The organism is Pseudoclavibacter sp. CFCC 13796 (genome assembly GCF_008831185.1).
GTDB lineage: Bacteria > Actinomycetota > Actinomycetes > Actinomycetales > Microbacteriaceae > Pseudoclavibacter_A.
The window spans coordinates 938919-954942 of record NZ_WBKD01000001.1 but is presented as its reverse complement, the minus strand read 5'-3'; the positions used below and the strand labels follow the sequence as shown (position 1 = coordinate 954942).

Annotated in this window: 17 protein-coding genes; 8 read left to right on the top strand and 9 right to left on the bottom strand. The window is 67.1% G+C overall.

Going from position 1 to position 16024, the window contains the following annotated elements; translation table 11 throughout:
• Positions 1-9 precede the first annotated feature (9 nt).
• Genes F8O07_RS04225 through F8O07_RS04205 form a run of 5 tightly spaced genes read right to left on the bottom strand, consistent with a single transcriptional unit; the run spans position 10 to position 5540 of the window.
• Positions 10-1302, bottom strand: a complete 1293-nt coding sequence (locus F8O07_RS04225; protein WP_318655790.1) for a prenyltransferase — start codon at positions 1300-1302, stop codon at positions 10-12.
• Positions 1299-1619 carry a lycopene cyclase domain-containing protein gene (locus F8O07_RS04220; protein ID WP_158030882.1) on the bottom strand — a complete coding sequence of 107 codons (321 nt, stop codon included), beginning with the start codon at positions 1617-1619 and terminating at the stop codon, positions 1299-1301. The genes F8O07_RS04225 and F8O07_RS04220 overlap by 4 nt, the downstream gene beginning before the upstream one ends.
• Positions 1616-3271, bottom strand: a complete 1656-nt coding sequence (gene crtI / locus F8O07_RS04215; RefSeq protein ID WP_158030881.1) for a phytoene desaturase family protein — start codon at positions 3269-3271, stop codon at positions 1616-1618. Before crtI ends, F8O07_RS04220 begins: the two co-directional genes overlap by 4 nt.
• Positions 3268-4290 (bottom strand): phytoene/squalene synthase family protein, encoded by a 1023-nt coding sequence (locus F8O07_RS04210; protein WP_158030880.1) that lies wholly within the window; start codon positions 4288-4290, stop codon positions 3268-3270. Before F8O07_RS04210 ends, crtI begins: the two co-directional genes overlap by 4 nt.
• Positions 4287-5540, bottom strand: a complete 1254-nt coding sequence (locus F8O07_RS04205) for a polyprenyl synthetase family protein (RefSeq protein ID WP_158030879.1) — start codon at positions 5538-5540, stop codon at positions 4287-4289. Before F8O07_RS04205 ends, F8O07_RS04210 begins: the two co-directional genes overlap by 4 nt.
• A gap of 151 nt (positions 5541-5691) precedes the next feature.
• On the opposite strand from F8O07_RS04205, the gene F8O07_RS04200 reads away from it, so the two are divergent.
• From F8O07_RS04200 to F8O07_RS04185, 4 genes are all read left to right on the top strand, one after another.
• Positions 5692-6249, top strand: coding sequence for a MarR family winged helix-turn-helix transcriptional regulator (locus F8O07_RS04200; RefSeq protein ID WP_158030878.1), 558 nt, complete (start codon positions 5692-5694; stop codon positions 6247-6249).
• A gap of 71 nt (positions 6250-6320) precedes the next feature.
• On the top strand, positions 6321-6980 hold the full coding sequence (locus F8O07_RS04195) for a DsbA family protein (RefSeq protein ID WP_225733174.1): 660 nt from the start codon (positions 6321-6323) through the stop codon (positions 6978-6980).
• Between the two features lie 104 nt (positions 6981-7084).
• Complete coding sequence (locus F8O07_RS04190; RefSeq protein WP_225733173.1) at positions 7085-7696, top strand: methylated-DNA--[protein]-cysteine S-methyltransferase; 612 nt, start codon at positions 7085-7087, stop codon at positions 7694-7696.
• A 146-nt stretch (positions 7697-7842) separates the two neighbouring features.
• Complete coding sequence (locus F8O07_RS04185) at positions 7843-8655, top strand: NAD(P)H-hydrate epimerase (RefSeq protein WP_158030877.1); 813 nt, start codon at positions 7843-7845, stop codon at positions 8653-8655.
• Between the two features lie 17 nt (positions 8656-8672).
• On the opposite strand, the gene pip is transcribed toward F8O07_RS04185, so the two are convergent.
• Positions 8673-9722: a prolyl aminopeptidase gene (gene pip, locus F8O07_RS04180; RefSeq protein ID WP_158030876.1), complete on the bottom strand. Its 1050-nt coding sequence runs from the start codon at positions 9720-9722 to the stop codon at positions 8673-8675.
• Between the two features lie 310 nt (positions 9723-10032).
• On the opposite strand from pip, the gene F8O07_RS04175 reads away from it, so the two are divergent.
• The 3 genes from F8O07_RS04175 to F8O07_RS04165 are packed head-to-tail and all read left to right on the top strand — an operon-like array spanning position 10033 to position 12197.
• Positions 10033-10452: a GntR family transcriptional regulator gene (locus F8O07_RS04175; protein ID WP_225733172.1), complete on the top strand. Its 420-nt coding sequence runs from the start codon at positions 10033-10035 to the stop codon at positions 10450-10452.
• Positions 10449-11384, top strand: coding sequence for an ABC transporter ATP-binding protein (locus tag F8O07_RS04170; RefSeq protein WP_158030875.1), 936 nt, complete (start codon positions 10449-10451; stop codon positions 11382-11384). Before F8O07_RS04175 ends, F8O07_RS04170 begins: the two co-directional genes overlap by 4 nt.
• Positions 11385-11393: 9 nt before the next feature.
• Complete coding sequence (locus F8O07_RS04165; protein ID WP_225733171.1) at positions 11394-12197, top strand: hypothetical protein; 804 nt, start codon at positions 11394-11396, stop codon at positions 12195-12197.
• A gap of 191 nt (positions 12198-12388) precedes the next feature.
• Here F8O07_RS04165 and pdxT read toward each other — a convergent pair whose 3' ends face one another.
• A complete protein-coding gene (gene pdxT, locus F8O07_RS04155) occupies positions 12389-13096 on the bottom strand; it encodes a pyridoxal 5'-phosphate synthase glutaminase subunit PdxT (protein WP_158030874.1) in 708 nt (235 codons plus the stop codon).
• A 2-nt stretch (positions 13097-13098) separates the two neighbouring features.
• Positions 13099-14046 carry a pyridoxal 5'-phosphate synthase lyase subunit PdxS gene (pdxS, locus tag F8O07_RS04150; protein ID WP_158030873.1) on the bottom strand — a complete coding sequence of 316 codons (948 nt, stop codon included), beginning with the start codon at positions 14044-14046 and terminating at the stop codon, positions 13099-13101.
• 96 nt (positions 14047-14142) lie between these two features.
• Here pdxS and F8O07_RS04145 point away from each other — a divergent pair, with 96 nt between their 5' ends.
• Complete coding sequence (locus F8O07_RS04145) at positions 14143-15726, top strand: PLP-dependent aminotransferase family protein (protein ID WP_158030872.1); 1584 nt, start codon at positions 14143-14145, stop codon at positions 15724-15726.
• On the opposite strand, the gene F8O07_RS04140 is transcribed toward F8O07_RS04145, so the two are convergent.
• Positions 15718-16005: a YciI family protein gene (locus tag F8O07_RS04140; protein ID WP_158030871.1), complete on the bottom strand. Its 288-nt coding sequence runs from the start codon at positions 16003-16005 to the stop codon at positions 15718-15720. The genes F8O07_RS04145 and F8O07_RS04140 overlap by 9 nt on opposite strands.
• Positions 16006-16024 lie beyond the last annotated feature (19 nt).

Sequence of the window (16024 nt, the reverse complement as noted above, 5' to 3'; positions counted from 1 at the left end):
TGCCTCGGGTCACAGATTCAGCGAAGCCCACCAGATCAGCAGCATCGTGACGCAGAACCCGCAGGCATAGTTGATCGCCAGAAAACGCCGCCAACCGACGTTGGCCTGAGCCGAGCGCTCGTCGCTGATCGAGCGAAACGGCCACACCGCGACGATGTACGGTACGACCAACAGCGCCCCCAGCGGTCCGGGCCAAGACGTGAAGAGCGTCAGCACGCCGGCCGCCGACCAGAGCCAGATGGCCAGCCGCACCGTTCGCCCCGCCCCCAGCACCGTCGCGATCGACGAGATGCCGCCCTCGCGATCAGGAATGACATCCTGCACCGCACCGAACGCATGGCTGGCCATGCCCCAGAGGCCAAAGGCCACCAGCAGCGCGATCAGCGGCCAGGTGAGCTCGACGCCGGCGAAGGCGAGCCCGCATAGCGCCGGGGTGACGAAGTGCAGGCTCGAGGTGATCGAGTCGACGACGGGCCGCTCTTTGAACCGCAGCCCTGGCACCGAGTAGGCGACCACGAGAAACAGGCAGACGGCCAACGTGATCGCGCCGGCGACCATGGTGCCCAGATGCCAGGAGGCAACCAGCATGAGCGAGACGAACGGCGCTGCCGAGATCACGCCGCTGAGCACCACAGTGCGATGCAGCCGGGGCTCCAGCAGGGCGCCTTCCGCCCCGCCCTTGCGAGCGTTGCGCAGATCGCTCTCGTAGTCGAACACGTCGTTGATGCCGTACATGAGCAGGTTGTACGGCACCAGAAAGAACAGCGTGCCAGCCACCAGGCCCAGAGTCGACCAGGGGCCGGCAGCCGACACGGCGCTCAGTTGTGGGTCGCCGCCGCCGACGCCGAGTGCGAATGCGGCGGCGAACGGAAACGCCGTGTTGATCCAGCTCAGGGGTCGTGACGAGAGAAGCACCGTACGAGCGGTGCGCTCATGATCACGCACGAAGACCCACAGTGCCGGCAGCAGCAGCAGCGCGGCGAGCGGGTAGGCGAAGTCTTCGATCGGAGCTCGGCCGATCTGCCAGCCGGTGCGCCCCTGGTCGGCGTAGGAGAAGAGCCCTGCCGAGATCATCACGTTGTCGAAGACCGCTGTGAGCAGCACGAGCCCCGTCAGTGTGATCGCGAATGCGCTCAGCACTCGGGTGATGCGCGGCCCCGACGAGGGCAGCGCTCCTGAGCCCGGCGCATGCTGCGGAGGCTCCGAAGCGCGTCGAGCGCGGATGCGACGTGCCAGCAGGCAGAGCACCGCGGCTCCGGCGGCGACGGCGAGCATGACGAGGTTGAGCTGCGGGTAGGTCATCGCTGCCGCCGTTCGAGCAGCCGCGCGGCAGCACACCACAGCAGCATCGCACACCAGCAGAGCAGCAGCAGGAACACCGGCTCTTCGATCGGCAGCTCTGGCGCGAGCAGCACCCCGAGCTGCCAGGGCCCGTCTGCCTGCCGAAAGTGGCCGTTTGCGATGCCGAGCAGGTCCCAGAGCACAAAGAAGACGACACCGCTGACGAGCACCATGACCGCCGTGACCGGCGCCCGCCAGACGAAGAGTCGCCACCGTCGGTCGAGCAGCGCGACGCCGAGCAGTGAGAGCAGCAGCAGAATCAGATACGCGGCGCTCATCGGTCGCTGCCTGCCGTCGGGCTGGGTGAGGGTTCGGGCAGCGGCCCCAGCGAGGAGTCGCCGCGCACGCGCTTCAGCATGATCTCGGCGCTGATCAGACACATCGGCAGGCCGACCCCTGGAATGCTCGATGTGCCGGCATAGTACAGCCCCGCCACCTTGCGCGAGGAGTTTCTGGCACGCAGCAGCGCACTCTGCCGCAGTGTGTGTGCTGGCCCCAGTGCGCCTCCCTGCCAGGCGTTGAGATCTCTCGCGAAGTCGGCGGGAGCGACGGTGCGACGCACGACGATGCGCTCGGCGAGGTCGGGGATGTCTGCCCACTCAGAGATCTGTGCGATCGCGCGGTCGACGGCGGCCTCCACGGCTTGGTCTCCGGTGCCGTCGAGCCCTCCGGTGCCGATGCGGGTGTCTGCCGCAACGGGAATCAGCACGAACAGATTCTCATAGCCCGCCGGTGCCACGGCTGCGTCTGTGGCACTCGGTCGGCAGACGTAACAGGATGCGGGATCGGGGATGCCAGCACGATCGGCGAAGATGGTGTCGAAGTTCGCCTTCCAGTCTGCGGTGAAGAAGAGGGAATGGTGTTCGAGCTGCGGCAGCCCGCCGCGCACCCCGAGCATCGCCAGCACCGCGCCCGGCCCCGGGTCACGGCGCTGCCACCACGATGACGGGTAGGTGCGCAGCGGCGACGGCAGCAGCTCTGTCTCGGTGTGGTGCAGGTCTGCCGCCGACACCACAATCTCGGCGAGGTGTCGACGACGACGACCGGTGTGATCGACGGTGGTCACGCCCGTCGCCTGAGCACGCTGACGCCGTCTGCCGCCCTGGCTGCGGCCGCCCTTTGTGTCGATCGAGATCGCCCGACGATCAGTGACGATGGTCACTCCCGCGTCTCGGGCGACGCGCTCGACGGCCGCGATCAGAGCGGTGAAGCCTCCCTGGGGGTAGAGCACGCCGTCGTCGAGGTCGAGATGGCTCATCAGGTGATAGAGCGCAGGTGTGCGCTCGGGCGACGTGCCGAGAAAGACCGCCGGGTAGCCGAGCACTTGGCGCAGCCTGCGGTCAGTGAACCGCGCCCCCACGAAGGCCTCCAGCGTCTGTGTCAGCAGACCCGGAAGACGCCGGATGTCACGCAGCACCGATGGCCGCAGCAGTGGCGTCAGCCGCTGCCACGATGTGTAGAGAAAGTGCTCCTTGGCGCTGCGGTAGGTCGCCGCCGATGAATCCAGATATCGGCCGAGCGCCTTTCCTGCGCCGGTCTCGACGGCTTCGAACGCGGCCTGGTTCGCGCTGCGCGACCGGGCGATGTCGAGCCGCGAGGCAGACTCGCCTGACGCAGACGGTTCGAAGAACACCCGGTAGCCGGGATCGAGCGTCGTCAGTTCGAGCTGTTCCGCAGCGCTGGTGCCGAACAGTCTGAAGAAATGGTCGAACACCTCTGGCATCAGGTACCAGCTCGGCCCGGTGTCGAAGCGAAACCCCTCATGCTGCCAGGTGCCCGCGCGGCCGCCGAGCGCATCCTGCCCCTCGAGCAGCGTGACGGCGTGCCCATCGCGCGCCAGGAGCGCGGCCGACGCCAGACCGGCGATGCCTCCGCCGATCACCACGGCACGCTGCCGCTGGTTCTGTGGTGGTCGCTGGTGCTTCCTCATCGTCTGCTCCCGTCGAGTGGCATCGGCGCCTTCGATCTGTCAGCCTCGCGGCCGCGTCGCCTGGCAACGCGCTCGTGCAGCATGCAGCGCGCCACGATCTGCGCCTTACGCCATCCGGGCACCCGAGTACGGCTGGTCACGAGCATCTCGACCGGCGTCTGTCGAAGGCGCCGGGACAGCTCAAAGAACAGCGCATGCGCAGTGGCGACCGCCAGTCTGCTGCCCGCTGGAAGGTCTTCGATCGCCTCGCCGGCCTGGGCGAGCTCGGCGTCGATGTCGTCGAGAATGCGATCTCGATCGGTCTCGGTCAGGCGGATGCTGCGATGCGGGCGTGCTGTCGCATCCGTCGCCCGCAGGGTCGTCTGCGCAGCCGGCGACTCATCTGTGTCGGGCCGCACCGGCTGACGATCTTCGACGACCACGACGGCGTCCGGAAAATAGTTGCGACCGCGCAGGTGCACATCGTCGCCCAGGTCACGCAGGAAGTTCACCTTCTGAAAGGCGGAGCCCAGAGCACGTGCCCCATCGCGCAGCCGTGCTCGATCGACGGGATCTTCGACGAAGCAGGCCAGGCACATCAGCCCGACGACCTCGGCAGAACCGTGAATGTAGGCTGGCATCTCTGCCGCAGTGAACGGGGCGGGATCGAGGTCACGCCGCATCGAGGCGAAGAACGGCGCGATCAGCTCGGCGTCGATGCCGCGGCGACGCGCCACGCTGGCGAAGGCGTGCACGATGGGATTCGTGCTGTGGCCGTCACGAATCGCCTCATAGACTGTGTCTTCGAGCGCGTCGAGCGCATTCGCCTGCTGCGCAGTGGACATCCCCGCCTGCTCCGCGGCCCCGTCAACCGTTTCGTCGGCAATGCGCACCAGCGCATAGAGAGCCCTGATCTCGGGCCGCAGCGCAGGTGTGAGTAAGCGACAGGCGAGCCCGAACGACGTCGAGTACCGCGCGACTACGAGTGCGGCGGCGTGCATCGCCGTGCGCTGGTATCGCTGTGCGTCGCTCTCTCTCATCGCTGCCGCCCTGCTATCGCGTCGAGGTGCGCCTGCATGCAGTCTCTGAGGCGCGGCGGCAGCGACTCGTCTTCGAGCAGGCTGCGGCTGAGACGCAGATGATCCCGCGCCCGCAGCTCGACCGCCGCACGGGCGCCGCAGGCGTTCAGCAGGTCGCGCGCTCGGGCCGCACGTGCGTCATCGAGTGTGGGGTCGCCGATCATGGTTTCGAGTTCGGCCCACACGGCTGTGTGCTGCGCGACGGCGATGAGCGCCGTGCGTGTGCCGCGCTGCAGGTCGACCTTGGTGCTTTTGCCGGTGACGTCGGCGTCGCCGAAGACGCCGATGAGATCGTCGGTCAGTTGGAAGGCGATGCCCGCGTGGCGAGCCATGTCGCTGAGATTCGAGATCTGCCGCGCATCGGCGCCGGCCAGCATCGCGCCGATGCGTACGGGAGCGACAAAGCTGTATCGGGCCGTCTTGAGCTCGAGCGTCTGCTCGATCTGGCACAGCGCCTCGTCTGCCAGGGGCGGCACCGATGAGGTCTGAGCCGAGGCAGTCGACCGCGGCTGGGGGCGTGTGGTCTGCTGCACGGTCGAGCGTGTCGGCTCAAGCGGTGAGACGCCAGCGTCGGGCGCAGAGAGACGGGCCGTCGACTGCGAGGCGTCTGATATGAGCGACTGTGTGACATCCGCCAGCTCGCCGGCAGCAGAGAGGTGAATCGTCTCGTCGAACTCGTCGAGGAGCTGATCTCGCAGCCCGTCTTCGACCCGCACGCCGGCAAGACGGCGAATGGCCGAGCTGAGGAGCAGATCGCCTCCGAGCGTTCCCGCCGCAAGCCCCCAGCTGCTGCCGGCTCCTGCGGCATGTGCGTTTCCGCGTGCGGAGAACTCGGCGATGGCGTTCGGGCGACCACGTCGCAGCAGATCGCCGTCGATGAGGTCGTCGTGAAGAAGAAAGGCTGCGTGCAGCATCTCGAGCGCCGCTGCTGCCTCGATGCAGGCCTCGCGATGCTTCTCCGGGCCACCCAAGGCCGTGAAGGTGTCGATCAGCAGCGCCGGACGAACCCGTTTGCCGCCCCCGATGCCCGATCGCAGTGCCTGCCACAGCTGCACGAAACGATCGTCGACCTGTGCCGCCTGCCGCAGACTCGCGTCCAGCCCCTGCTGCAGCCGTTCGTCGACGTCGGCCAAGGTGATCGGCGCTGCGTGCGGACGCGTCGGCTCGGCGACATGACGGTTGTCGGTGGTCGATGCCGGGCGGGCGGACATATGGTCTCCTTCATGATCCGGCGATGACTGCTGCCGTCTGATCAAACTATATCTAACTTAGTTAGAGTTCTAGCTCAGAACCGCGTTCGCCCAGTAGGCTCAGAGCAGGGCGACGCGACAGGATGCGCATCGCTGCACAGAGGAGAACACGATGTCTGAGAGAACTGGGCAGACCACAGGCGCACCATCCCCACATCCCATCGCGGGAACTGATCGTCGCCCGCATGCCTACTGGTATGACGAGGACACTGAGACCGGTGCCCGCCAGGTGCTCGAAGCGGTTCGTCGTCTGCGCCGCGCAGACCAGGCCATGCGCCATCGATCAGAGCGATACATGAGGCTCAATGCGACCGATATGGAAGCGCTGCGACTCATCATGGCGCGCGAACGCTGCGGCCTGGCGACCACTCCGGGCGACATCACCTCGCACCTCGACGTCACCAGTGCGGCAACCACCAAGCTTCTGGGCCGCCTCGAGGCCACAGGGTTCGTCACCCGGTCGCGAAATCCCCTCGACGGACGCGGCCAGCTGCTGCAGTCGACAGAGTCAGCGCACCGTGAAGTGCGCAGTTCGCTGGGCGACATGCATGCACGCATGATCGAGCTGGCCTCCACCCTCGACGATGATCAGCAGCGAGCCGTTATTGGCTTTCTCGACGCGCTCGCAGAGCTCTTCGACGGCGGCCCTCACACCGACGGCCACAGCTGAAAAGATCCGACCCGAACGTCGACGCACGCAGCCGACTCCCCCTGACCAGCACGAATCCGAGAGGAACCGCCATGACATCCGCAGCACCAGCACCCGGCCCTGCACAGGCAGAGTCATCGCCCGTGACCGCGACGAGCACCGCGCCCGTCGAGTTCTTCTTCGACCCGATCTGTCCTTGGGCGTGGATGACGTCCCGATGGCTCGCCGAGGTGCAGCAGGTGCGCGACCTCGACGTGACCTGGCGCGTGATGAGCCTCGCGCTGCTGCCGGCGAACGCCGAGCCCGACCCCGAACACGCCGACGGCATTCGACGGTCGAAAGAGTACTGCCCGCTGGTCGCTCTGGTCGCCGAACGCTTCGACAGCGCTGCGGTCAAGGCGCTGTATGACGAGTTGGGCCGACGCATCCATCTGGATGCCCGCACCGACGTCGAGGCGGTGGCACGCGAGAGTCTGTCGGCGGCCGGGCTCGATGCCGCGCTCTTCGACGAGCGGCACGAAGGCGACGCGGCGCTGGCCGCGAACCAGGAGGAGGTCGCCAGGCGCGTGGGCACCGATGTCGGCACGCCGGTTCTGACGATCAACGAGCACTCGTTCTTCGGGCCGGTCGTGTCTCCGGCTCCGACCGGGGATGCTGCCCTGCGGCTGTACGACGGGCTCGCGCTGGCGACCAGCGTCGACGGATTCTTCGAGCTGAAGCGCTCACGCGACGTGGGGCCGATTCTGCGGTGACGCGGCGTTCTGCACAGAGGCACTGATGGCGTGGACCCGTGCACAGGCTGAGTGCGGCACTGTCGACAGAGCATTCTGTCAGGCAGACTCAGAGAATGAATCAGATGACAGAGATGACAAAGGCCTCACCGCCGACAACTGACACCGCACACGACGAGGTGCATCCCGCCAACGCCCTGCACCGTGATGAGCTGACATCGTCGGTCGTGTCGACGCCGATCGGCCCGCTGCTCGTGGCGACGACCGAGCGAGGCGTGGTGCGCGTCGCGTTCGCCACAGAGGGCGTCGAACCTGTGGTCACCGAGCTGGTCGATCGGCTGCGTCCCGATTTGCTCATCGCCGACGACGAGACCAAGCACGAAGCCGTCGACCACCTGGCCATCGCCGAAGCGCAGCTGCGCGAGTATTTCGCGGGCCGGCTGCAGGCGTTCACTGTGCCGATCGACGACGCACTGTCGTCGGGGTTCTACCTCGAGGTGCGGCAGGCGCTGCGCCAGGTGCCGTTCGGCACCACCACGACGTACACCGCTCTGGCCGAACGGCTCGGGCGCCCCAAGGCGGTTCGCGCTGTCGGCACGGGGTGCTCGGGCAATCCGATTCCCGTGATCGTGCCCTGCCACCGCGTGACGCGGGCCGACGGCAGTCTGGGCGGCTACCGAGGCGGTGCACCGGCCAAAGCGATTCTGCAGGCGCTCGAGACTGACGCCCTGCGCTGAGCCCGGTTCGCGTCTGTGCCGACCGATGTGCACCCTTCACTGCACTCGCTTTCCGCTTTCAGACGTGCCCTCAGGTCTGATCACGCGACCCCTGTGTCTGGGCCTGCGCCCTCGTTCGTGAATCTGCGCCCGTCATACTAGAGGGTATGAGGGGATACACCGCCGAACAGATCCGCACTGCCGAGAAGCCGCTGCTCGACGCCGGGCTGCCGTTGATGCAGCGGGCAGCGACCGCACTTGCCCAAGAGGTTCGTGGCCTCTTGGACGACCACGGCACGGCGATCGACGATGCCCAGGTGCTCGTGCTCGTCGGGGCAGGCAACAACGGTGGCGACGCGCTCTTCGCCGCCGGTCGACTCGCCGATGCGGGTGCCGACGTGCGCATTGTGCCGACGGCTGACCGCGTGCATGGTTCCGGCCTCGCCGCCGCCGAGGATGCGGGCGCTCGACTGGCGGTTCCTGTCGGGGCCGCTGAAGAGGCGTGCGTCGACGCCGCTGTCGCCACGGCACGAACGAGCGATGTGGTCATCGACGGCATTCTGGGCACCGGCACAAGACTGGGCGCCGAAGCGGCACTGCGTGGAACAGCTCGAGCCGTCGTCGAGGCCGTGAACGACGTGATCGCCGACCGCCGCGGCCTCCAAGTGCAGAGTCTCGACACCGCATCGCTCGCCACGCAGGCACCGGTGCCGGCGCAACGCTCACGCGACGCGTCGGGCGATCGCGACCAGGGCATCCGCCCGATGGTCGTCGCCGTCGACATTCCCAGCGGCATCAATCCAGACACCGGCGAGGTGCCCGACCCGACAGTGCTGCACGCAGATCTGACCGTCACGTTCGGTGCTGCCAAGGCGGGGCTGCTGCAGCCTCCGGCGAAGGCCTATGCCGGCGAACTCAGCGTGATCGACATCGGCATGCTCGGCGAGCTTGCCGGAGTGACTCCCGCCTACGAAGACTAGGGAAGGCCCAGTCTCGTTCACCGCAGCGCGCGAAACCCGTCAGTCGCCTCGATCAGGCCCGCCGCGATCCCGACTTCGTTCGATCCGTGACCGGCGTTCGGCACGAAGGTGAGCTGCGACTGCGGCCAGGCACGATGCAGCTCCCAGGCGCTGCGCGGCGGGCACACCACGTCATAGCGCCCCTGCACGATCACACCGGGGATGCCGGCCAGGCGGTCGGCCTCTTCGATCAGCTGGTTCTCACGCATGAACCCGCCGTTGGCGAAGAAGTGGTTCTCGATGCGTGCGAACGCGAGCGCGAACCGACGATGCTCGGCCAGCTGCAGCGTGGTTCGCGCGGGCTCTCCAGGAACGAGCAGATGGCTCGTCTGCGACTCCCAGTCAGACCACGCCAGCGCGGCCTGCAGCGCCACCTCTTCGTTTGGCCCGTTGAGCAGCCGATGGAACGTCGCGATGTGGTCGCCGACGAGTTCTTCCGGCGCATGTTCGCGCAGCACAGACTCATAGGCGTCGAAGAGGTCGGGAAACAGGTTCTGGGCACCGCCTCGGTTGTAGTACCAGTCGAGCTCCCAGCGGCGCAGCAGGAAGATGCCGCGCAGCACGAGCCCGATCACGTGCTCGGGGTGAGCCTCGGCGTATGCCAGCGACAGCGTCGAGCCCCATGACCCGCCGAAGACGAGCCAGCGTTCGACGCCGAGGTGTTCGCGAATGCGTTCCATGTCGGCGACGAGTCGAGCGGTGTCGATGACGCCGAGATCCGCGCCGTCGGCCGCATGCGGCGTGCTCTGCCCGCATCCGCGCTGGTCGAAGAGAATGATGCGGTAGACGGCAGGGTCGAAGAAGCGTCGCTGCCATGGGCTTGTGCCGCCGCCGGGCCCGCCGTGCACGAAGACGACCGGCGTGCCCTGAGGATTGCCCGACTGCTCCAAGTACAGGCGCTGCCCCTCGCCCACGTCGAGGTGCTCGGTCTGGTGCGGCTCCAGCGCCGGGTACAGAATCTCTTCAAGACTGCGCGTCTCGATCGCGGCTGTGTGGGCTGAGGCGGATGCAGGGGTTGCGTCAGACATGCAGCCAGACTAGTCGTTCGCTCCCCTGCGTCAGCGACCGGTGGATCGTGCCGAGCCAAGTCCCTGCAGGCAATCCGGCCGCCCCAAATGCCGCCCCACAACATCCAGACATGGAACTTGGCATGGATGGGTGCTTTCACCCGACATTTGGCATGAGTCGATCGCCTCGGCCGACATTTGGCATGGACGGATGCGCGCCTGGAACTTTTTTGCAGAGGCATCACACACGTACTTTGGTTCATTACTTGACTAATGAACTCAAGTACGCGACACTGATGGAACAGAACCGAGCAAAGAGAGCAGGTGATCCGTGGCATTCGACAACGACCGGCCGATCTTCATCCAGCTCGCTGACCAGATCGCCGACGACATCGCCAACGGCGCATACGCCGAAGGCACAGCGGTTCCGTCGACCAACGAGCTGTCTGCATTTCACCGCATCAATCCGGCGACAGCGGGCAAAGCGCTCAATCTGCTCGTCGACCGTCAGCTGCTCGAGAAGCACCGGGGTCGCGGCATGTTCGTCGTCACCGGCGCCCGAGCGCAGCTGCTCGCCGAACGCCGCAGCCACTTCGCAGAACAGTTCGTCGCGCCGATGCTGCGAGAGGCGCAGCGCCTCGGGCTCACCCCCGATGAGGTGCGCAGCGCGATCGCACAGACCGTCCAGACCACGCAGAGCGTCCAGGCATCACACATCCACAAGCCCGACCTCGACAGGAGGCCCCAATGAAGAACCCCACCATCTCAGTGGCCGGCGTCACCCGCCGATACGGTGACGTCGCAGCTCTCGACGACGTATCGTTCACCATCGAGCAGCCCAGCATCATCGGGCTCCTCGGTCGCAACGGCGCAGGCAAGACCACCCTGATGGCGCTGCTCACCGGGCAGGATCGCCCGACTGCGGGCAGCATCCACGTCACGGGCGGCGACCCGTTCGAGTCGGCGCGCGTGCAGGATGACATCAGCTTCATCCGTGACAACCAGCGCTACCCCGACGACTACCAGCTGAAGCATGCGCTGCGCATCGCACCGCTGTTCCACCCGGCGTGGGATGCCGCACTGGCGGCCCGCCTCGTCGAGGCGTTTCGACTGCCGGCCAAGACCAAGGTCAAGAAGTACAGCCGCGGCCAGCTCTCGGCGCTCGGCGTCGTCATCAGTCTTGCCTCGCGAGCGCCGATCACGTTTCTCGACGAACCGTACCTCGGCCTCGACGCGACGGCCCGGCAGCACTTCTATGACGTGCTGATCGAGGACTACTCGGCACACCCACGCACGATCATCGCCTCGACGCATCTGATCGACGAGATGGCGCCGCTGTTCGAGCACGTGTTGGTGCTCGACCGCGGGCGGCTCGTTCTCGACCGCAGTGCTGACGACCTGGCGGGCTTCGCGTTCACGCTGAGCGGCGTCACCACACGCGTCGAGCCGTACCTCGAGGGCAGAGACGTGCTGCACTCACACGAGATCGGCGCCCTGAGCACGGTGACCGTGCGTGGGCAGGCGGGCCGCGAACTTGTTGCAGCCGCCGGTGCCGACGGCGTGGATGTTCGACCCGCGTCGCTGCAGCAGATTGTCAGCGCGCTCGGTGCGGGTTCGCTCACAGACGCACGTGCTGCCCGCCCGACCACAGACCTCGACGCTTCGCGCGCCACAACTGTCTAAGGAGTGATCATGACTTCCCCAGCCTTCTCTTCCCGCCTCGACGGCGCCGTCAGCTCCGACCCGGTACGTCCCGGGCCTTCCGTCAGCCGCCCGACCCCATTGCAGCGCATCGCCCGGGTCACCCGGCTTCAGCTGAACGTTCCGTCGAGCAGCGTGCTCACCCCGGCGCTCATCTTCGGCTTGGTGTTCGTGATCTCTGTGATCATCTCGCTGACGATTCAGCGTGCGACCGGTGGCAGCCCAAGCGACCCGGAGTTCGCCAGCGGGCTGCGCAACAACTCGGGTGCGGCGTGGTCCCTACCCGGATTTCTGATCTACCTGGGTGTCGCCTCGGTCTCGACGACCTTTCCGTTCGTGCTCGCTTTGGGCAGCACACGCCGCTCGTTCACGCTCGGCACGCTGGCGTTTCATCTGCTGATGGCGGTCTACGTCGCACTTCTGGGCGGTGCGCTTCTGCTGCTCGAAATCGCCACGAACCACTGGTTCATCGGCGTCTATGTCTTCGACACGCTGCTCTTCGGCTCGGGATCGCTGTGGCAGCTGCTCGTGACCTTGTTCTTGGGCACGCTCGCGTCGCTGTCGATCGGCGGAGCCTTCGGCGCGATCTGGGTGCGATTCGGCAATAAAGGCCCGACGATCGTGGCCATCGCACTTGCGCTGATCGTCGCACTCGTACTGCTGTTGTCAGTCCCGGCCTGGCCCTGGCTCGGCGAACACTTCAGCGTGTGGTGGCTGGCTGCCTTCACCGGCGTCATCATCGTGATCACCTGCCTGTCACAGTACCTGGCACTGCGCCGCGCCTCGGTGCGATAGCACAACCACGCGTTCACCAGCACCGTTCGCTCGACACTGCCGTCGTTCGCTCGAGATCTGCGAATCTGGAGCGAACGACGACGGTCTGGAGCGAACGGTGCCTGGGACCGAGCATCATGTGTGCCACCAGCCACAACCTCACCACCCACCAGCACCGGCACCACCAGCAGCACCAGCAGCACCAGCAGCCGTCACACCAGCTTCAGCAGCTGCTCATGCACCGTGGTGTCACCCGTGAGCTCGGGATGAAACGCCACCCCGATGAGGTTCCCCTGTGTGACGGCGACGATCTCGCCCCGATGACGCGCGGCCACGGTCGCTCCCCCGAGCTGCACAACCCGCGGAGCTCTGATGAACGCCGCGCGCACCGGCCCCCAGATCGTCTCGACCGTGGCCTCTTCAGACACCACCTGTGCCCCGAAGGCGTTGCGGTCGACCGTGACGTCCAGACCCCCGAGGGAACGCTGCCCCGGCGCCGGGTTCTCGATGCGATCAGCCAGCATGATCAGCCCCGCGCAGGTGCCGAGCGTCGGCAGCCCGGCGGCAATGACTTCACTCAGCGCATCCGTGAGGCCGAGCGCGCGAGTGAGCCGATCGAGCACCGACGATTCCCCGCCGGGCAGCACCATGGCATCCACCCGAGGGCCGTCTGGGCCGATGAGATCGGCCGAACGCCGAATCGGCACGGGCAGCACCTGCATCGATGCCAGCAGATCGACATGTTCGCGCACGCCACCCTGCACCGCAAGCACGCCCACACGACGGATGCTCGGGTCGGGTCTCGAGCGCACACCCAGGTCTACCGTGCGACGGATGCTCGTTTCAGGCCGCACGTGCGCCTCCGGTTGACTGCCGGTCGGGTGACTGCCGGTCGGGTGACTGCCGGTCGGGTCAGGCATTGTCACCATCCTCGTTCGGCGAGACGGTGAGGCGCGGGCAGGTCGGCCACGTTGATGCCGACCATCGCCTCGCCGAGCCCGCGTGAGGCCTGGGCGATCGCCGCCGGATCGTCATACTGGGCAGTTGCGCGTACGATCGCGGCTGCGCGCTTTGCGGGCTCGCCCGACTTGAAGATGCCCGAGCCGACGAACACGCCGTCGGCACCGAGCTGCATCATCATCGCTGCGTCTGCGGGCGTGGCGATGCCGCCAGCGGTGAACAGCACGACCGGCAGTTCGCCGTGCTCCGCGACCCACTGCACCAGCGGCAGCGGCGCCGCGAGCTCTTTCGCCGCAACATAGAGCTGCTCCGGCTCTGTGGCGGAGAGCGCCTGCAGTCGGGCGATGTCACCCCTGATCGTGCGGATGTGCTTGGTCGCCTCGGACACATCCCCCGTGCCGGCCTCACCCTTCGACCGGATCATCGCCGCCCCTTCGGCGATACGGCGCAGCGCCTCGCCCAGATTGGTGGCACCGCACACGAAGGGCACGGTGAAGCGCTGCTTGTCGATGTGATTCACGTAGTCGGCGGGACTCAGCACTTCGGATTCGTCGATGTAGTCGACGCCGAGCTCCTGCAGCACCTGCGCTTCGACGAAGTGCCCGATGCGCGCCTTCGCCATCACCGGAATCGACACCGCCGCGATGATCGAATCGATCAGGTCGGGATCGCTCATGCGCGCCACACCGCCCTGCGCGCGGATGTCTGCCGGGACGCGTTCGAGCGCCATGACGGCGACGGCTCCGGCGTCTTCGGCGATGCGCGCCTGCTCGGCGGTCACGACGTCCATGATGACGCCGCCTTTGAGCATGTCGGCGAGCCCGCTCTTGACGAGGGGCGTACCGAAGGCGGATGCGATGGTCGTGTCGGCAGCAGCGGTCTGGTCAGCGAGGGTCTGGGTCTCAGTCATGGCCTCAACTGTCACCCGAGAAGTGGCATGCGACAAGATCCAGTATCCTGCGATTTCTCTGGACCACTTTGCCGTTCATAGGTCACACTGGAGTGCATGCGCGCCGCTCAGCTTCTCGAACTGCCGATCGATCTGCGCCCCGAGCGCGCCGAGTCGCTGCCGGCGCAGCTGGCCTCGGCCGTTCGAGAGCTGATCGACACCGGCGTGCTCGATGCGGGCGACGCGCTGCCGTCGACGCGAGCCTGGGCCAGGCAGCTGGGCGTGTCCCGGGGAACGGTCGTGACCGCCTTCGAACAGCTCGGCGCCGAGGGGTATCTCGAAGCTCGGCGGGGCTCGGCCACGCGAGTCAACCCGCGCCTGGCGGTGACGCATCCGCGCCCGCCGGCGTCTGACCGCACCCAGGTGTCACTGCCCTCGCAGCAACGGCCGACTCCGCCCTCGCCTCCAAGCGGCGCGCACGCACAGGCGCACACACAGACCTCATCTCGGACGCCACGCATCGTTCACGACCTCACGCCCGATCGACCATCGACCGAGCACCTGATCACGCCGGCCTGGCGAACGGCATGGCGAACGGCGACTGAGACGGTCCCGGCCCCCGTGCCACCAGCCGGACTGCCAGAACTGCGCAGGCAGATCGTCGAGCATCTGCGCCGCATGCGCGGGGTCAGGCGCGACGCCGATGCGGTCATCGTGACTGCGGGAGCACGCGAAGGGCTGGCCCTGCTGATGCTCGCGTCGTTCGGCAGCACCGCTGCCCCGGTCATCGGAGTGGAGTCACCGGGCTACCCGTCGCTGCGACGCGTGGTGACCCGTTTGGGCGCGCAACTCCAGCGTCTGCAGGTCGATACGTCGGGGCTGCTCACCGACCGACTGCCGCAGCCTCCCGCGGCGATGCCAGACGCGGTGATCGTGACCCCCAGCCACCAGTATCCGTTGGGTGGGTCGCTGCCTGTCGACCGTCGCCGCGAACTGCTCGACTGGGCCCGCCGTCACGAGGTGATCGTCATCGAAGACGACTATGACTCCGAGCTGCGCTACGTCGGCCAGCCGCTGCCTGCGCTCGCCGCCCTGGACGATCCGCACGACGGGGTGGTCGTCACCCTTGGCACGTATTCGAAGACGGTCGCCCCCGAGGTCGCGACCGGTTTCGTGATCGCCGGCGATCGGCTGCGCGAGCGGATGCTGCAGGTGCGCCGCGATCTCGGCTCACCAGTGTCGGCGATGACGCAGACCGCCTTCGCCGAGTATCTGTCGTCAGGCGAGCTGCGCCGACACACCGCGCGGATGCGTCGCATCTATCGCCAGCGACGCAGCCGCGTTCTCACGCAGCTGCAGGGGCTCGCAGGCATCACGGTGTTTCCCATGGACGGCGGCCTGCACGCCGTCATCGAGGTGACGTCTGACGGCGGCGTCACGAGCGCAGACCGAACGGGCATCACTGACGACGCACGCGCGCGAGGTGCCGTGGACGCGACATCCCTCGATCGCGAAGCCGATCTCATGCGCCGCTGCACCGCAGCAGGCATCGCCGTGTCAGCGCTGTCGACCTATTGGAGCGGAGGCGATCAGGGCGAGTCACGACACGGGCTGGTCATCGGCTACGGGCACCTCGACGACCGCGAGCTGGACGCCGCGCTGCGCGCTCTGGGGCGAGTGCTGGTCGAACGATCAGTGTGAGAAGCCGCCGATGACGATGTTCCACTCCTGCACGTGACGCTCGGCGACCAGACCGTTGGCGACCATCGGGTCGTCGTCGCTCAGTGCGGCGGCCTGCTCGATGCTGTCAGCCTGGAAGATCAGCAGCGCAGTGTTCGGGCCTGCTGTGGTCAGCGGCCCCGAGGCAAGGTTCTGCCCGTTCTCAAGCAGCCCGGTGAGGTAGGCGCGATGTGAGGGACGCACCTCGCCGAGCTTCTCCGTGTCGTCGACGTACTTGTAAGTGATCGCGTACAGCGCCATGCCTTGCTCCGTTCGATGG